Below are 19,848 nucleotides of genomic sequence, written 5' to 3'. Positions count from 1 at the left end.
ATGAAGGGAATTAAAATTTTAGGCGTACTAATTTTTCTTGCTGTAACGGTATCAGCACAAGAAACGACAAAGAGCCTATCGCTACAAGAAGCGATAGATTATGCCATCAAAAACAGCTATGATGCCAAAGCCGCAGAGAATGACATTGCTTCTGCAAAAAAGCGAGTTTGGGAAACTACCACCATTGGATTACCACAAATAGATGCGAAAGTTGATTATCAGAACTGGATAAAACAACAGGTTTCGTTATTGCCTGCAGCAGCTTTTGACAATACATCTTCTGTAGTAGAAACAGTTGAGCAGTATTTTGGAATTACTCCAACAAGTACACCATCTACTCCTGAAGGTTTTCTTCCATTGACATTTGGAACGAAGCAAAATTTAAATGCTACAATAACATTAAGGCAATTATTGTTTGATGGATCTTATTTGGTAGGACTACAATCTGCAAGAACTTTTTTAAAGATATCTGAACAAGCTAAAGAAAAAACAGAGCAAGGTGTTCGAGAGGCAGTTATTAATGCATATGGAAATGTGCTGATTGCTGAAAAGAGTATTGACATCTTAGAGAATAATAAAAAGATTCTTGAAAAGAATTTGAATGAAACCAAAAAGATCTTTGAGAATGGTTTGAATGAAGAAGAAGATGTAGAACAGTTAGAAATTACCTTAGGAAACATTAAGAGTCAGTTAAATAATGTAAAACGAATGAAAGCAATCGCTTATCAGATGTTAAATATTACATTAGGAAGCTCTATAAGTACTCAATTAATTCTTACTGATTCTTTGGACTCTTTAACTGAGCGAAATATTAATTTTAGTTTGATTTCTCAATCGTTTAATCTAAACAATCATATAGATTTTAAGATTGCAGAAAATGATAGAGAATCTAAACGATTATTAATGCGTTATGAGCAAAGTAAAGCATTGCCTACGTTAAGTGCTTTTGTTAACTATGGCACAACTGCGAATTCGGATTCATTTTCATTCTTCAATAGTAATCAGCAATGGTTTAATTCTTCTTTATTAGGAGTAAGTTTAAATGTACCGATCTTTAGTAGTTTTCAAAGAAGATCTAAAACTGCACAAGCTAAAATAGCACTAGAAACTGCTGATATTCGTTTAGAAGAGACCAAACAGAAGCTAAACTTGCAAGCAGAAAAAGCGAAAAGTGATTATCAATTAAGTATTGAAAATTACGAAACCGCAAAAAGAAACGTGTCTTTAGCAGAAAGAATTGAGAACAAACAACGTATTAAGTTCTTTGAGGGAATTTCATCTAGCTTTGAATTGACTCAGGCACAAAATCAATTATATACACAACAACAATCATATATTCAATCCATGTTAGATGTGATTGCAAAAAAAGCGGCATTAGAAACAGCACTAAATATTAAAACAAAATAATCTACCAGAGATGAGAACTATATATTCACTATTAATCGCAACATTCCTTTTCATTTCTTGTGGAAAGAAGGAGGAAACAATAGAAACTGTATTAGCAACGAAAGACGTTGAGAAAATACGTGCAAAGAAGGCAGAGTTGGATAAAGAACAACAAACCTTAGCGGAGCAAATTAAGCGTTTAAATGACACTATTGCTGTACTGGATCCGAGTGAGAAAATCCCTTTGATTACTACTTTCGTAGCGAAGCAAGATGTATTTAATCACTATTTAGAATTGCAAGGAAATGTAATGACCAAGCAAAATGTGTTGATCTACCCTGAGGTAGCTGGTCTTCTTGAAAAAGTATATGTAAAAGAAGGGCAACGTGTATCTAAAGGGCAAGTTTTAGCTAGAGTAGATGATGCAGGGTCTAGAGAACAATTGGCGCAATTAGAAGTAAATACACAATTGGCAAAGACTACCTATGAACGTCAAAAAAGATTATGGGACCAAAAGATCGGTTCAGAGATCCAATTCTTACAGGCAAAAACTAACTATGAATCCTTGCAAAACCAGGTGGCTCAAGTTAAAAAGCAATTGGCGAAGTTTAATATTACTGCACCTTTTACAGGAGTTATTGACGATGTATTAAAGGATGAAGGAACAGTAGTAGCGCCAGGACAAGGAGCAGAGATCTTTAGGATTGTGAATTTGCAAAACATGTACATCGAAACAGACGTGCCAGAAAGTTACATTAAAAATGTAACGAACGGAAAAGAAGTAAAGGTCGATTTCCCAATCTTAGGAACTACAGTAGATACAAAAATTCGTCAAACTGGGAATTTTATCAACCCAGTAAATAGAACTTTCAAAATAGAAGTAGCTGTTCCAAATAAAAAAGGAACCATTAAGCCAAACCTAACAGCGAAGTTAAAAATTAACGATTACACAAGTCTAAAAGCTATTTTGATTCCACAGAGTATTGTTTCTGAAAATGGAAAAGGACAACAATATGTATATGTGATTAAAGATGCCAAAAAGGTGAAGGATGTAATACAAGGAACAGCTGAACAAGTTATTATTACAACCGGAAAGACAGAAGGAGATGATATAGAAGTTTTAACTGGGATTACAGCAGGAGATGAAATTGTGGATGAAGGAGCACGAAGTGTAAAGGAAGGTCAGTTAGTGAAAATTAAAGAAGTGAAAACTAAGAAATAAGATCATGACGGACCAACAGAAAAAAGTAGATAAAGAGTTTAAATTGTCTTCGTGGGCAATTAACAACAAGACCACGATCTATGTCTTGATGGTGGTGATCTTCTTTCTTGGAATATCAGCTTTTTTAAGCATGCCAAGAGAAAATTTCCCAGAGATCAAAGAGACAAAAATATATATAAGCTCAATTTTCCCAGGAAATACGGCTGAAGATATTGAAAAGTTAATTACAGACCCCTTAGAAGATAAACTGAAAACGGTTAGCGGAGTCATTGAGGTTACTTCAACATCTCAGGAAGACTATTCCATGATTATGGTAGAGTTTGACGAAAAGATTTCAGTAGATGCTGCAAAGCAAAAAGTAAAGGATGAAGTAGATTCAGAAACTTCAAGTGAGGACTGGCCAACATTTAATGGTGCTAAAGTAGATCCTAATATTTTTGAATTGAGCATGTCTGAGGAATTTCCAATTTTGAACATTAATATTCAAGGAGATTACCCGGTAGATAAGTTAAAGGAGTATGGAGAATATTTACAAGATGAAATTGAAGATCTATCTGAAATTAAAAAAGTGGATATTCGGGGAGCTCAAGAAAGAGAAGTTGAGGTTGCGGTAGATATTTATAAGATGATGGCGGCTAAGGTGAGCTTTCAAGATATTACTTCTGCTATTCAAAATGGAAATACAACGATCTCTGCTGGAAATCTAATTGCAAGTGGGCAAAGAAGAACCATTCGTGTTTTAGGGGAAATTGAAAAACCAAGTGATCTAGAGAATTTTGTGGTGAAATCCGAAAAAGGAAATCCAATATATTTGAAAGATGTAGCGGTTATCGAGTTTAAGGATAAGGAAAAGATTACGTATGCGAGAGAGTTTGGTGAACCTGTGGTGATGTTGGACGTGAAGAAGCGTTCAGGAGAAAATATGGTGGCAGCTGCCGAAAAGATTCAAGAGATTGTTAAGAAAGCAAAAGAAGAGGTCTTTCCTCAAAATTTAACAGTTACTATAGCGAATGACCAATCTTCAAAAACGATTGGACAGGTAGATGATCTGGTAAACAACATCATTTTCGGTGTTATTTTGGTAGTAATCGTACTAATGTTCTTCTTAGGATTTAAAAATGCACTATTTGTTGGGTTTGCGATTCCCATGTCTATGTTCATGTCTTTGATGATCTTAAGTGCAATGGGGTATACTATGAATACAATGATCTTATTTGGATTGATTATGGGGCTGGGGATGTTAGTGGATAATGGTATTGTAGTTGTTGAGAATGTATATCGTTTGATGGATGAAGAGGGAATGACCCGTGTGCAAGCTGCGAAGAAAGGGATTGGAGAAATTGCATTTCCAATTATTATTTCTACGGCAACGACCGTGGCTGCGTTCGTTCCGTTAGGGTTATGGCCAGGAGTAATGGGACAATTTATGATCTACTTCCCAGTAACCTTATCCGTGGTATTAGGATCGTCTCTTTTTGTAGCTATCTTTTTTAACTCGGTATTGGTATCTCAATTTATGAGTACTGAAGATAAGAATATGCCGAAAAGACGAATCATTTTAACTTCGACAATTGTAGGTGTAATAGGAATCTTGATATTGATCTTAGGAGGTCAATTTAGGGCTATTGGTACTATCATGGTGTTTACAGCGATCATGCTATGGGTATATCGTTTTGCATTAAGACCGATGGCAAATGGATTCCAAAATAAAGCTTTACCTAGATTAGAACGTTTTTATGAAAGAATGATTACCGGAGCCCTTAAAGGGTGGAGACCTTATGTAATTAGTGCCGGGACATTTGTGTTATTGTTTGCTGCATTTGGAGGTTTCGGAGCGTCTGTTCAGAGTAAAAGAACGGGAGTTGAATTCTTCCCGGACAATGACCCTAATCAGATTATTGTGTATATAGAGTATCCTCAAGGGACCGATATTGCCAAAACAAATGAGATTACAAAGGATATTGAGCAAAGAGTTTATAAGGTAGTTAACTCACCAGAATATGTAGATAATGGCTACAACTTCTTAGTGGAAAGTGCTGTGTCACAAGTAGGTTCTGGTTCTGGTAACCCTCAAACTGATGGTGGATCTAGCGCAGAAATGCCACATCGAGGAAAGATTACGGCGACCATGCGCGAATTCAAGTATCGTAGAGGAGCTAAATCAAAAGAACTTCAGAAAAAAGTTCAAGAGTCACTAAAAGATGTGTATCCAGGAATTGCGATCTCAGTTGAAAAAGATGCAGTTGGCCCACCAGCCGGATATCCTATTAATATTGAATTAGAAGGGCAGAACTATAAGGAGCTTATAGAGACAGCTGAGAAAATGAGGGATTTTATCAATACTAAAAATATTGCTGGTATTGATGAATTGAAGATAGATGTAAACAAAGCAAAGCCCGCGATGCTGGTTCAGGTAGATCGTAAGAAAGCAGGAGAATTAGGAATTAGCAACGGTCAGGTAGGACAGCAACTCCGAAACGCTGTATTCGGTGCTAAGGCTGGTATTTACAAGGAAGATGGAGAAGACTATGATATTTATGTTCGTTTTAATGAGCAAAATAGATATAGTAAAAGTGCCATCTTTAATCAGAAGATCACATTTAGAGATCAAGCTTCAGGGCAGGTTAAGGAAATTCCGGTATCCGCAGTGGCAAAACAATCAAATACATCGGGATATAGTGCTATTAAACATAGAGATGTAAAGCGTGTAGTAACAGTATATTCGGCTCTCTCACCTGGATACACAGATGCAGCGGCTATTGTTGATCAGATCAAAAATGAAATGAACAGTTTTAAAGATAAGCCTACTACCGTAGATATTGATTATACAGGTCAGATCGAAGAGCAAAACAAACAGATGTTATTCTTGATGGGAGCATTCTTTACAGGATTGGCGTTGATCTTCTTTATTTTAATCTTCCAGTTTAACTCTATTTCAAAACCAGCGATAATAATGCTCGCAATCTTTTTAAGTTTGATTGGAGTGTTTGGAGGAATCGTAATTACAGGGTCTTCTTTTGTTATTATGATGACGATGATGGGAATAATATCTCTGGCTGGAATTGTAGTGAATAATGGAGTGGTACTCTTAGATTATACGCAGTTGTTAATTGATAGAAAGAAGGTTGAAAACAATATTGATGAGAATGAGTATGTTGGAATCCCAGTACTTAAAGAGGCAATTATAAAAGGAGGACGAGCGCGTTTAAGGCCCGTATTGCTAACTGCGATTACTACTATTTTAGGATTAATTCCATTAGCAACAGGATTAAACATCAACTTCTATACATTGTTTAGTGAATTTAATCCCCATATTTATGTAGGAGGAGATAACGTGATCTTCTGGGGTCCATTGGCATGGACTGTAATCTATGGATTAATTATCGCAACATTCTTAACATTGATTGTTGTACCGATCTTGTTCTTTTTAATCACGAAGTTTAAAATGTGGTTGCGAGTACGATTCGCATAATTTTTAATAATAGTTAACAAAAAAGGCTTGTGCATGTATGTATGAGCCTTTTTATATTTTAGCAGGATGCAACGAAAAGTGTTTACCATAGAGGAAGTCAAAAGAAAGATGGAGCATTACTGTGTCTATCAAGATAGATGTCATCAGGAAGTTGAGGAAAAATTAAGAGAATTTTCCTTGATCGTTATAGCCAAGGAGGAAATCCTTTTACACTTAATGGAGCATGATTTCTTAAATGAAACACGTTTTGCTCAAAGTTATGCCAGAGGGAAGTTTAGAATTAAGAAATATGGGAAACAACGTATCATTAGAGAATTAAAGCGTAGAAACATAACCGCATACAATATCAAAAAGGCGCTACTTGAAATAGAGGAAGATGTATATAGAGCGACGGCTTTTGAACTAGCAATAAAGAAAAACGCTAGTCTTACCGAATCGAACACCTTTAAGAAAAGGAAAAAGCTTTTTGACCATATGGTGCGCAAAGGATATGAGTATGACCTCATAAATGAAGCCATAGATGCAGTATTAAACAAATAAAGCCGACCTAAAAGATCGGCTTTTAACTACTATCATAGCATCCCCTCAAAAAATATTATTTCCTAAAGAATTTCATTGTTTTTATTTGACCTGTTTCGAGTATAACTTTTACCAGCGTAACTGTGTTTTTTCGAATGTTCCTGCTTGGAACCGTAACAGATGTATGTGTAGATTTTCGTTGAGTGAATACTTCTTGCCCTAATAAATTATACATAAATAGGTCTTTGATAACAGCATTATCTAAAGTTTTTACTTCGAGTTCATTTCCATGATCTGCTATTATAAGATCACTACCGCTGTCTAGATCTTCAATTCCTAATACATCTGCAGAGGTAACAATTCTTAGAATAAATCGATCATCGATTTTTCCAGTTTCGTCTAATGTAACTTCATAATCAGATACTTTTAGGTCATGTTCAATATCCAATACAAGATCCTTAAGATAGATTTCAGAATCTTCTAAAAGGCCTTCGTATTTTTCTATACTGATTTTAAAATCTCCAGTTACATTCAGCTGAACACCTAACGGAATTTCTTCAACTTCTTTCAAGTTGGATTTTCCTTGTGTTCCATACGGAATATTATCTGCGATTGAATAGAAGGCAGCATTTGCTCCTCCATCAAGACGCCTACCATCGTACAAACGATCCTCGCCATCAGTAGCTTTGTCTAAGAAACCAATCAGAATCTGGCTAAATGCATTCGATCCAGAAAAGTTCAACCAAATCTTATCTTCTTCATCTGCATTTCTATAGAAATTATCATTGCTGGCATTATCTCTTATGGCATTTGTGAACGTAATATCACTAGCTGATAAAGCTTGTGCAAAAAAGCCTTGACCTGTAGCAATAGTCCCAGTAGGAGCGATGCAACCTCCACATCCGGCAGTTCCTCCAGTACCATTCCAGGTTACATAATCATTTTGAGTGAAATCCTCAGAAGTACTTGCATCTGTATTATTTGACCAAAAGTATAAGGTACCTCCAATATTAGAATTCGCAGCAATAAAAGCGTCTGCATTTATAGCAGATGGATATGGATTTCCAAGTAGATTCCAATCGTTATCTGTATCTGCATCATTCATAAATCCTAAGGTTACATTGATATCTCCATTATTAAAAGTTGATCCAGTAAATACCGCTGTATATGTTCCTGGGTAACTTGCATCTTCAGGCCCTTGTGTTAAGTAGCCTTTTCCAGGGGTCATTGAAGATGATGCGCTTAGGTTTTGATAGGATTGTGTTGCTCCATCAAATCCATAATACCATTGTGCATTAGATACAACTTCGGTTAAAGTAGAGTTTGTCAAAGGTGTTGACCAATATGTGAATACATTTTCAGAAGGGACTGAGGATGAATTTCTTCTAACAATATAGTTTCCAGAACCTGTAATCGTAGCACTAGAAGATACCTGAATCAATCCACCGTTTTCTTCTATTATAATAGTACCGTTATTTACGATGTTATTTTCAACTTTTAAATACTTATCAATTCCGATAGTTAAGGTTGCTCCTGCCTTGACCTCACATTCACAAGTATTAATACTCGAATTGGCTGTCATATCATAATATCCATCAATAATAACCTTATCCGTAGAAGAAGGGACTCCGTTACTCCAACTACCACTCTCCCAAGTAGAAGAAGATTCGGAGTCGCCTATCAATACTGCGTCATCAAGTACCCAAAGTTCACTATTACTATTATTCTTGATTTCTAGTTTAATTCTTAATTCTGATGAAGAAGGCAGACCAGTTATTTTTAATGTACTGTAGCCATCCGTTGTTCTTGCTCCACCTCCAGCTGGCGCAAAAGTTGTTGTGGTGTTATCCCCATCATATGCTACGGAAGCTTCCCCTGTTCCACTTGTGAAAGACCATCGTGCATTATTAGCCGAAGCTCCAGTTACTGTAAGCTCATCCGAGTAGTTTGACCCTCCGTCTGTACTTACAAATACAGTCACATAATCACTGGTTTCTACTCCATTAAAGGCTGTTCCGGAAAACGATGCTAAACGAACCGAAAATTCGACGTTAGTACTCCCGGAAACATCCACAGTAGAGAAAACAATCTCTCCTGTACCGTTATTTACTTGAATTCCTTGAGATCCAGAAACATATTTGGGATCTGATGGCGTATTCCCATTACCCGTTGCAGTTGACGTACTTGAAGACGTGTACGTATATTCTGGACTGGCAGCACTCGTCTCAAAATCTTGCTGAAATAATGTACCCCCGACAACGTTGGTACATGAACCAGCAGAGCTTGTACCTGTTCCATCAATTGCAAATGTAAAGGAAGCTTCATCACTATCATTGCTAAGCACTTCTACAGTACCTGTGATGTTGGCATTTGTTGTTGGGTCAAAAGTGATTTGAAATGTGACGGAATCTGTTGGGTCAAGAACCAATGTGCTTGGATTCGTAGTAACCGTAAAATCTGAAGACCCTGTAATACTTGGATTCCCAGTTAATGTTAAAGTAGCCGTACCAGTATTCGTGATTGTATATTCTTTTACAATGGTACCAGCTGTTATATTTACTGTACCATAATTTGTATTATTTAATGTGGAGGTAGTAGATGTGCCATCGATAATTGAAATACTATTACTTACTATATCAATTTCAGGTGACCCTATGGCCGAATCACAATTATTAGTATAAGACCCTAAATCACTGACGTCATCTACTGTAGCACAGGTCCACTCTGCATCTGGATCAAAAGCATCACTTCCATCCGAATCTCCTTTATTTACAGTTGCATTTCTTCTAAGCGCTCCATCAGCGGTTCCAGTAGTACAAGTTGTTCCGCTCCATTCCGATCCCGGATCTGTACCTATTTGACCTATTACATCTATGGCCACCGCAGATTTTCGCAAAGCAATGGCATCATCTCCGTTAAAAGTCATAGTTCCATCCGCCGTAGAAAAGTCGGCATTTACACTAAGTGCCTCCCCGCTGTTTTCAATAACAAATGTTCCCTTCGGAGCAATACTTCCTGACAACGTTAATGTATTTGTGATGGTTGAACTACCATTTGAATATCGCACAATATCATATGAAGAAAGATCTATTGTATTTTCTGATGGATTGTAGATTTCTAGGAATTTATTATTTCCTGTTCCTTCTATATATTCTGAAAAGAAGAGCTCTGAACAACTACTAATAACTCCCGAGTTACAATCACTCGTATAAGACCCAAGATCACTTACATCATCGGTCGCAGAACAGGTCCATTCTGTATCAGGGTCGAAGGCATCACTGCCATCAGAATCTCCAGCACTTACAGAAGAATTTCTCCTTAAAACCGCATTGGCCGTTCCTAAGGTACAGGTAGTACCTGACCATTCTGAGCCTGGATCTGTACCTATTTGACCTATAACATCTATGGCAACAGAAGACTTCCTTAGCGCAATAGCGTCATCCCCATTAAAAGACATTACGCCATTTGAAGTAGAAAGATCGGCAGTTACACCTAATGCTTCTGAACTATTTTCGATTACAAATGTCCCGTTTGCAGCGATAGTTCCACTCAAAGTTAGCGTATTAGAAATTGTAGCACTTCCGTTTGCATAAGATACTATGTCGTAAGATGAAAGATCAATAGAAGAGTCTGAGGGGTTGTAGATTTCTAAATATTTATTGTTACTGGAACCTTCTATATACTCTGATATGAATAGCTCACTACAACTGGAACTACCGCTAGAACCACAATCTTCTGTATGAGAACCTAAATTACTTACATCGTCATTTGCTGCACAAGTCCACTCATCATCTGGATCAAAAGCGTTACTTCCATCTGCATCTCCTGTAGTGATAGATGCATTTCTTCTTAAAACACCATTAGCCGTACCTACGGTACAGACGGTTCCTGTCCATTGCGAACCTGGATCTAAGCCAATTTGACCAATGACGTCAATATTTACAGATGATTTTCTCAATGCAACTACATCGTCACCATTGAAATCCATCATAGCGCTATTTGTAGAGAGGTCTGCTGTAACACCTAAACCTTCAGCACTATCTTCAATTACAAATGTTCCTTTTGAGGCAATTGTTCCTGATAAGGCAAGTGTATTTGAAACTGTTGCACTTCCGTTTGTATATTTTACAAGATCATATGACGATAAATCTATAGAAGAATCAGTAGGATTGTACAGCTCAATATATTTGTTATTCGACGAACCTTCGATATATTCCGAGATAAATAGATCGTCACCACAAGGAGTACTACTTCCACCTCCTCCAGCACAGTCTACAGAATGAGAACCTAAATTACTAACGTCATCGTTTGTAGAACAAGTCCATTCAGTATCTGGATCAAAAACATCACTTCCATTAGAATCTCCTATGCTTATCGAAGCATTTCTTCTTAAAACACCGTCAGCAGTTCCTACCGTACATGTAGCTCCTACCCACTGTGTTCCTGGGTCTGTTCCAATTTGCCCGATCACATCTAAGTTGACGGACGATTTCCTTAAAGCAATAACATCATCACCATTAAAATCCATAACCGCATTATTAGTAGAAAGATCAGCTGTTACACCTAATGCTTCTGAATCATTTTCAATAACAAAAGTAGATTGAGCAGCTATAGTTCCTGATAAGGTTAACGTATTTGAGACCGACGAACTACCATTGGTATACTTTACCAGGTCATAGGAAGAAAGATCGACAGATGCTTCTGTAGGGTTATAGATTTCGATGTATTTATTGTTACTAGAACCTTCAATATATTCTGATATAAATAATTCATTTCCACAGCTAGATCCTGATCCCGCCGTTCCAATTCCCGAAATGTCAAAGGTATATACGGCTTCGTCTGAATCATCACTATTGATAGTTACGGTTGCTGTGATGGTCGCTTCAGTACTTGGGTCAAATGTAATTTGAAATGTTGTTGTTCCTGAAGAACTTATGCTTAAACTAGGATTAGAACTTACGGTAAAGTCTGAAGAACCAGATCCCGATACTGAAGGATTTCCAGATAATGTTAGGGCACTGGTACCCGTATTTGCAATAGTAAAGGTTCTAGAAATAGTACCTGAAGCAGCCGCAACAGAACCAAAATCAGTAAAATCCGATAGCTGCGTAGTTGTAGATCCATCTGCAATGGAACTCCCGTTTCCTTGAACATCAATTTCTGGGTTTGGAGCACAATTATTGCTATAGATACCTAGATTACTTACGTCATCAGCAGTAGCACACGTCCATTCAGAATCAGGGTCAAAAGTATCACTTCCTTCACTATCTCCTTTATTTACATTTTCGTTCCTTCGAAGCACTCCATCAGCAGTACCAACTGTACAAACAGATCCAACCCATTGAGTTCCTGGATCTGTACCGATTTGACCTATAATGTCAATATTTGTAGATGATTTTCTAAGTGCGATAACATCATCTCCATTGAAGGACATAACAGCACTATTTGTTGATAAATCTGCAGTGACTCCAAGTGCCTCTGAGCTATTTTCTATTACAAAGGTTCCATAAGAGTTAATCGTTCCAGATAGTGCTAATGTATTAGAAACTGAACTTGATCCATTCGTATAAATAACCAAATCGTAGCTACTTAAATTAATAGAGGCATCGGTAGGATTGTATATTTCAATGTATTTATTGTTAGAAGAGCCTTCTAAGTATTCGGAAATGAAAAGATCATCGCAGGTTGCCAGCGATGCTGAGAAAAAATCTTCTGCTTGAGTACCTCCCCAAATACTTGTGGCGAATGCAGGATTGTCAATAAAGGGATTCCTATTTCCTTGAGCATAAGTGTTAGATGTATTTTCGTGATATGTATTTCGATCTTTTTCGAAATCTGATACAGGATCTTCTACATTCCATTCTAACAAAAGATCTATCATATTTGAGTCAATAGAATTTGTAGTACCAATGGCCACATTAGAAGGTAAACATCGATTTCCATATCGTACATACATATACAGTATCATTCTAGCAACATCTCCTTTCCACTCATCTCCTGGATACCAACCACTACCTGTTATAGCAGCATCTCCAGATCCATCGATAAACTTTAAACTTCCTCTATTACTATTCATGGTAACATCCGAAGGTCTTAAATGATGTGCATCTGCTCCAGGACCTGACGTTCCTAAATTTGGAGTTCCCAGTGATTTTGGAAAAGTATGTTCTCTATTCCAGTGTGTCCCTGCTGTACCGCCATTTAAGGTCTTGCCTCTGGATCGGTCAGTTATATAATTTGCATCTGCATCATTATACCCATATATTAAAAGAACGTTTGAAGCATTACTAGGATCCTCATCAGTAACCATTAAGGCTTCCCAAACGCCAGGAGTATAGGATAAAAAATTCGTGTGTGTGGTCGTAATTTTTGTTGCCAGTGCATTTTTTAGTGCAGTGCCTGTCAAAGTTAAATCAACATCGTTGTAGTATGTTGGAATTTGAGCATAGGTAAGATTTACTACCAATAGTAGCAATCCCGTAATAAAAAGTCTCATTTTCTCGGGGGAGTTAGGGGTTAAAAAATGATTACACACAAATGTAAACTTTTTTAACAAATAACAAAATCCCTAAAAATGGTGAAATTTTACCCTCACTGAAAATAGTTAGATTCAGTGAGGGTAGATAAGATGTAAAATGGTTTTATTCTAAAATGATCTTTTTGATCGCTTGTTTGTTGTCCGTAACTATCTTAAGTAAATAAAGTCCTTTACTATAGCCTTGCAAGTGTATTGCATGGCTGTTACTCAACGTGCTTTTCTCTTTTAAGATTAGCTTGCCAAGGTAATTATATACAGAGATTTCTGCCTTTTCATTACTATTCCAGCTAATGTTGAAAGTGTCATTAGAAGGGTTTGGGTATATTGCTAATGACTGCAACAGTTCTTCATTTGAAACTGAAAGCACTCCGTTAATCACTAGATCATCTATCACGACTCCTTCTTCATTTTGAGCTTGATCTGTGAAGAATTTGAATCTAAATACGATACTTGGTTCAGCGGTAAATGCAGATAGATCATAACTGTAATCATTATAGTCAGCGTTTGTGTTTCCAGCTGGATTCGCATTTTCCCCTTCTCCTGTCCATTGCTTACCAGGTAAGCCATTGGCGGTTGAAGCACTATTGTACCAGTTAGAGTCCGAAGCATCTCCTAAAATATTCCAGTTTTGACCTCCGTTTGTTGAGTATTCAACTAACAAATAATCCCAGTTATTTTCAATATCAAACCCCATTTTAAAAGCTAGAACAGGATTGCTAACAGTAGTCAAGTCGTAACAGTTTGTATATAAATAACTCACAGTGTTGTCAGGATAATTATCTGTTGCTCCTGTAATGTATGCTTTGTTTCCTGTTGGCGCACCATTAAGTAAATTCTTTCTTGGTCTTGCAATTTCCCACAAAGCATCGCTTGTGCTTCCTGTTGTTTCATTAACCAAGACATCTGTTACATCATCTTCAAATCCATTTGGAGTAATAGGTGAACTGTTAAAATTATTAGATAAGAAGTTTGTGGATGCGGTATTGTTTGAAGCGTATGTATCTCCAGTGGTAACTACTTCTACAGTTATGCTATGACCTCCAGTTGATACAATAAAGCTAGGAATGCTAATTGCTTCCGTTTGCCCAGCAGCAATAGACCCAGACCAGTTGTATACGTTTGTAGGATCATTATCTACGGTGTAATTAACTGCAATATCAGTAATGGCATTCGTTCCTTTGTTTTTTACCGTGATGTTCGGTGAAATAGAAGTGCTACAGTTTATCTGATCCGTTGGAGCATTAATAGATAAAAGCCTTATCTCTACTGCTGGAGTGGTTTCAGGAATTGCAGTTTCCCAAACTCCCCTACCATAGGTTGCGGCGATCAATTTTGCATCTTCTTCGTTTACTTCTAAATCACGAATGGCAACATTCGGTAAATCATTATCAAAAGCTTCCCATTCGGTCAAATCATCGCTAATTGTATATACCCCAAGTGATGTTCCAAGATATACGGTGTTGTTACCGCTTCTTTCATGATGTCTTAATACTAGTTTAGACTCTGATGGTAAATTATCCGTAATATTTGTAAATGTTGGTGTAGTACCTAAAAGGTTTGTTGTTTTATACACAGCATTATTGGTCACAATCCAAGCTGTATTACCATCCGTATTACTTACTTCAATAGAGTTTATGGTTCCGTTAGAAAATGTTAGCTGAGAAAAAGTAGCACCAGCATCTGTACTTTTGTACAGATCACCACTCATGCTTACATAAATATTGTTGTCGTCTTTAGGATCGATCTCTATATGCTGTAGATCTCCGAAGAAGGTTTCGTTAGAAAGACGTGTCCAAGCACCATTCTCTAATTTATATAAGTTAGCATATCCTGCGTGAATTACACCTTGGCTATTGGAAACCATCGGGGTTACCCATCTTCCACCACTATCATTTGCACCAGTTTCTGAAGAAGGAGCTCCTACACCACCAGTACGAGTTAAACCTCCATCTTTGGTTTCATATAATGACCCTCCATATTGAATAAACCCAAAATAATTTTTTGGATCTAATGGGTTTACAGAACAGTCCATACCATCTGCGCCGAAATAGTTACTCCAGCTATTCTGATAGTAAGCGTACCCTCCATTATCTTGAAGGCCCCCCACAATATTTCCTGAATTTTGAGCCGCCACAGATATTCTATAAAACTGACCAATGGCAATATTCTTAGTTAGATCTGTAAAGTTAGATCCATTATTCGTAGAGACATACACACCACCATCTGTTCCTGCAAAAAACTTACCATCTATATAACGCATAAAATGAATGTCTGCATGCGTATATGAAGCAGCATTTGGTGCATTCCAATCATTTATTTTAGTAAAGTTGTCTCCACCATTCGTTGATCTCCAAATATTTAATACTCCAACGAAAAGGATGTCTGGATCTGTATCAGAAACTGTAAAAGCTAAATCATACCACGCTTGTGAACTTTGAAAAATGTCATCATTCTCAAAAGTTTTCGTGAAGCTAGCACCACTGTTGGTAGATTTATAAACTCCATTAAAAGCATTGGAAGTTGATGAACTTAAAAAGTACACGATATTTGGATTAGCAGGAGTTACATCAATAACTATTCTTCGAGAATTTGAGAAACCAGCAATGGTAATCGAAACGAAATTTTCTCCTGAATCTGTAGATCTATAGAAGGTGTTTCCTGAAGCTGCATACCACGTAGTTGGATCATTCGGTTTCATTTTAAGATCTTCCATGTTAGCCACTAACTTTCTTGTCCAAGTAGTACCTCCGTTTATAGTCTTATGTACTCCAGAACTAGTTGCTACTAAAACAGTTTCGTGATTGTCAGGATGAATGTAAATCTCATTCATAGAGTTTGGGTTACCAGATAAGGCTCCAGTATTATTCCAGGTAGCTCCACCGTCGGTAGATTTCCATACTCCAATGGCGCTACTATCTCCTGCATCATCATCACCTGTTGCGATATAAATTGTGTTAGAATCTGTAGGATGAACCGCGATCCCAGATACACCAATTTGAGGAAGGTAATCTGTAAGTGGAGTCCAATTCACTCCGGCATCCGTAGATTTCCATATTCCACCTGCTGGCGCACCTACATAATAGGTGTTTGAGTTAGAAGGGTCAACCGCAACGGTATTTACCCTTCCTTGACCTGCGGACCAGGAAGCTGTGTTTGTATGTGTAAATGGTCCTACCGAAGACCAAGCGCTTACATCATTTGCTGCTCTTTGAGTAGCATTCATTGCATTTTTCTGTTCCCAAGCTGTGAATAAATCTTTTGAAGTAGCAATAGTGCCATCAGGGTTTAAAAAATGACTGGATCGATACTTCCATCTTTCATAAGGCTTAAGCCCGCTACCTTTCTTGTTTCTATCAATAGTATTAAAATATGCTTCGGCTGCAGCGGTTATTTCTTGAAGTGTTTTCTTAGCATTTTTTGAATCTGTGTTTACTCCCATCCATGGTGCATTTTTCTGAAGGGATTGACCATAAGTACTTATAGAACATATAAGTAATAGGGAAAGTAATGATAGTCTCATAGTAGTCAGTAGTTTTTTCAGGTTTTGTGTAATGAATTAGTGTTGTAGTCTTATAATTATGTTAATTAAACAGTGTATGGCATAAATACCCTATATCCACCTAATTTTTAGTATCAGTCGATTTTTTCTTTTGAACTTTCTTAGAAGCTGCTCTTTTGAGTTTGACTTTATCTTTAAAAGGAAGTTTTTTAGGGTTTGTTTTTTCTTTTTTGTTTAAACTTTCCATTAAAGTTGGACTCGATTTTTTGGGTATGACCTTCTTTTTGGTCTCTGGTAAAGAAGTGCTTTCTTTTTTTTCTGGGACAGAGAAATCAAAATCTTTAAAATCGAGATCTTTCGATAGGTTTTGTTGCAGAAAAACTGTATTTATCTTAGAATTTAATGATGAAAAAGCATCAAAAACTTTAGTAACCTGTCTGTTAACCTCTTCAGCTTTGATTGCCGAAATTTTTGTCATATCTGATAAACGAAGTGATTCATTTTCTAGGAGATTTATCCTAGCCTTTAAGGATGATGTATTTAACGCTTCTGGCTTTGCACTGTCCTTTAATGCTTTGATTAAAGAAGTTAGTTCAAGGGCATTACCCAAAGCTTCATTAGGCGTTATCTTTTTAAACTTATCCAAAAACTCTCTTACCGTTGTATAGTATTCCCAATTAGAAATCTCCTTTTCATTTGACGTTTTAATATATACTAAAACATTATGTTCTTTAGCCATACTAAATTGTGAAGTAGCTACGGGTTTTTTTTCAACCTCTTGGGTAGCAGGATCTCCGCATGAAATTAAAAAAGAAACAAAAAGAAAAAAAATAATAAGCCTCATAGACTGCGATTCAAAATTTGCCTAAAATTAAACAAAATCAGGTAATTAAGATTTGAAATCTAATTAAAATAAAAAGAGCGGTATTTTAAACATATGTTAAAAACTTCGTTTTTTTTTCTTTTACTTTTAAAGGATATGTAATTTAAGTACCTTTGAGATTAAGAAAATACAATTTACTTATGAGTGAAACCATCTTGATTATAGGTGCATGTGGTCAAATAGGGACAGAGTTAACAACAAAATTGAGAAAGCTATATGGTAGAGATCGTGTAGTAGCGACCGATATTAGAGAAGGGGATACGATGTTAATGAGTTCTGGACCATTTGAGATTTTAAATGCGACTAAAAAAGATGATATCATTACGGTAGTTAAGAAGTACAAAGCGACTCAAATATATCTTTTGGCGGCAATGCTTTCTGCCACCGGAGAAAAATACCCAGATAAGGCGTGGAAATTGAATATGACCTCTTTATTGGCAGTGTTAGATATTGCTAAAGAAGGGCTCATTAACAAGGTATATTGGCCGAGTTCTATTGCTGCCTTTGGACCTACAACTCCAAAACTTGACACTCCACAGCGCACCGTCATGGAGCCTTCGACGGTATATGGGATTAGCAAACTTTCTGGTGAATTTTGGTGTAATTATTACCACGAGCAGTATGGCGTGGATGTGCGAAGTCTCCGTTATCCAGGAATTATAAGTTGGAAGACGCAGCCAGGAGGGGGTACTACAGATTATGCGGTAGATATTTTCTTTAAGGCGATAGAAGATGAAAGATATACTTGTTTCTTGAAGGAAGATACTAGATTACCGATGATGTATATGGATGATGCTGTAGATGCTACTATTCAGATTATGCAAGCTGAGTCAGATCAAATTAAAATAAGAACATCTTATAATTTATCAGCAATAGATTTCACTCCTCAGGAAATTGCAGCTGAAATTCAAAAGTCAATACCAAATTTCACCATTGATTACGAGCCAGATTTTAGACAAAAAATCGCTGATAGTTGGCCGCAAACAATAGATGATTCTCATGCTAGAAATGATTGGAATTGGTCGCATAAATTCGATCTAACTTCGATGACAAAAGATATTATTTCGAATTTGAAGTCACAGAAAGATCAGCAGCTGGAAAGTGTGTAAGTTTTAGGTTTTTTATCGTCTAAACTTTTGAAAATGAAAGAAAAAAGATGAAAGAAATTATTGAAAATAGCTTACATAAAGCTATCACATACAATGAGTATAGAACTCTTGTAAAAGAACTATTAGCAGAAGGAAAATCTACCGGACCGAATCAATCAGATAGCTTATTAAACTACAGTATGCTAAACGACAAAAGAATGAATCGTTTGGATAAAACAAGTAAGCTGAGTGAGGAGACAATTTCCAATATAAACAAGGTACAAGCTGCACAAACATGGTTGGTTTTAACAGAAAGCTGGTGTGGAGATGCAGCACAGACCCTACCCGTGATCAATAAAATTGCTGAATTAAATCCAAATATCGATTTAAAGATTGTATTACGTGACGAGAATGAGGCGTTAATGGACGAGTTTTTAACCAATGGAGGACGATCTATTCCTAAGTTGATAGCAATAGATAGCAATAACGAAGTTGTAAATTCATGGGGGCCTAGACCGAGTGTTGCTACTAAAATGGTTAACGATTATAAATCGGAACATGGCCAGTTAGATGCAGATTTTAAAAAGGATCTACAGATTTGGTATAACAAAGATAAAGGAGTGAATACTCAAGAAGATATTTTGTCATTGTTCAATTGACGAATGTTAACTAAATGCGATTAAACCCTTTGGCTTTTGGAGCTAAAGGGTTTTTCTTTTCTATATATTTGCAGCATGTTTGTAGAATTCACTTTGTTACCTGAAACAGCTAGATTATGGGTGTATCCTTCTAGTAGGAAATTTTATGCGGATGAGACTCCGGAAATAGAGGAAAAGATTAAAAAGTTCTTGGGAACATGGAAAGAGGAATCACCTTCATTTAAAGCGTCCTATCAAATACAATACAATCGATTTATTATTTTGGCCGCGGACGACATGGAAGCCAAAATGACTACTCAAGATATTGATACTTCTGTTCAGTTCATTTTGCAATTGCAAGAAGAGCACAATGTTATTTTGTTGGATAAAATGAATGTTTGTTTTAAGCAAGGGGAATATGTTCAATATAAAGAATTAAAAGACTTTAAAAAATTACTCAAAAACAAGGCGTTAACCGGAAAGAGTATTGTGTTTGATAACTTAGTGCAAACGAAAGAAGAGTACGAACATTATTGGGAAGCTCCAATTGAAGAAAGTTGGTATAATCGATTTTTATAAGGTTTAAATCCTTAACTTTAAGCT

10 protein-coding genes are annotated in these 19,848 nt (G+C 36.6%); 7 read left to right on the top strand and 3 right to left on the bottom strand.

What is annotated here, in order from left to right; genetic code table 11:
• From RQM59_RS09655 to RQM59_RS09640, 4 genes are all read left to right on the top strand, one after another.
• Window positions 1-1,407, top strand: a complete 1,407-nt coding sequence (locus tag RQM59_RS09655) for a TolC family protein (RefSeq protein WP_349241903.1) — start codon at window positions 1-3, stop codon at window positions 1,405-1,407.
• 10 nt (window positions 1,408-1,417) lie between these two features.
• Window positions 1,418-2,608: an efflux RND transporter periplasmic adaptor subunit gene (locus RQM59_RS09650; RefSeq protein ID WP_349241902.1), complete on the top strand. Its 1,191-nt coding sequence runs from the start codon at window positions 1,418-1,420 to the stop codon at window positions 2,606-2,608.
• 4 nt (window positions 2,609-2,612) lie between these two features.
• Complete coding sequence (locus tag RQM59_RS09645) at window positions 2,613-6,080, top strand: efflux RND transporter permease subunit (RefSeq protein WP_349241901.1); 3,468 nt, start codon at window positions 2,613-2,615, stop codon at window positions 6,078-6,080.
• 66 nt (window positions 6,081-6,146) lie between these two features.
• The gene (locus RQM59_RS09640; protein ID WP_349241900.1) at window positions 6,147-6,620 is read left to right on the top strand and encodes a regulatory protein RecX; all 474 of its coding nucleotides are present in this window, start codon (window positions 6,147-6,149) and stop codon (window positions 6,618-6,620) included.
• A 55-nt stretch (window positions 6,621-6,675) separates the two neighbouring features.
• Here the strand turns inward: RQM59_RS09640 and RQM59_RS09635 are convergent, their stop codons facing one another.
• The 3 genes from RQM59_RS09635 to RQM59_RS09625 all read right to left on the bottom strand — a co-directional run bounded on the left by RQM59_RS09635 (window position 6,676) and on the right by RQM59_RS09625 (window position 17,480).
• Window positions 6,676-13,095, bottom strand: a complete 6,420-nt coding sequence (locus RQM59_RS09635) for a DUF8693 domain-containing protein (protein ID WP_349241899.1) — start codon at window positions 13,093-13,095, stop codon at window positions 6,676-6,678.
• A gap of 145 nt (window positions 13,096-13,240) precedes the next feature.
• Complete coding sequence (locus tag RQM59_RS09630) at window positions 13,241-16,657, bottom strand: T9SS type A sorting domain-containing protein (RefSeq protein WP_349241898.1); 3,417 nt, start codon at window positions 16,655-16,657, stop codon at window positions 13,241-13,243.
• Between the two features lie 100 nt (window positions 16,658-16,757).
• Complete coding sequence (locus tag RQM59_RS09625; protein ID WP_349241897.1) at window positions 16,758-17,480, bottom strand: hypothetical protein; 723 nt, start codon at window positions 17,478-17,480, stop codon at window positions 16,758-16,760.
• A 179-nt stretch (window positions 17,481-17,659) separates the two neighbouring features.
• Between RQM59_RS09625 and RQM59_RS09620 the strand changes: the two genes are divergently transcribed.
• From RQM59_RS09620 to RQM59_RS09610, 3 genes are all read left to right on the top strand, one after another.
• Window positions 17,660-18,628 (top strand): NAD-dependent epimerase/dehydratase family protein, encoded by a 969-nt coding sequence (locus RQM59_RS09620; protein WP_349241896.1) that lies wholly within the window; start codon window positions 17,660-17,662, stop codon window positions 18,626-18,628.
• A gap of 47 nt (window positions 18,629-18,675) precedes the next feature.
• On the top strand, window positions 18,676-19,266 hold the full coding sequence (locus tag RQM59_RS09615) for a thioredoxin family protein (protein WP_349241895.1): 591 nt from the start codon (window positions 18,676-18,678) through the stop codon (window positions 19,264-19,266).
• Window positions 19,267-19,341: 75 nt separating this feature from the next.
• Window positions 19,342-19,824, top strand: coding sequence for an ABC transporter ATPase (locus tag RQM59_RS09610; RefSeq protein WP_349241894.1), 483 nt, complete (start codon window positions 19,342-19,344; stop codon window positions 19,822-19,824).
• Window positions 19,825-19,848: the final 24 nt, after the last annotated feature.

The sequence above is a fragment of the Asprobacillus argus genome (genome assembly GCF_032248395.1).
Lineage (GTDB): Bacteria > Bacteroidota > Bacteroidia > Flavobacteriales > Flavobacteriaceae > Polaribacter > Polaribacter argus.
The sequence above is the reverse complement of the archived record's forward strand: the minus strand, read 5'-3'. Positions and strand labels throughout refer to the sequence as shown.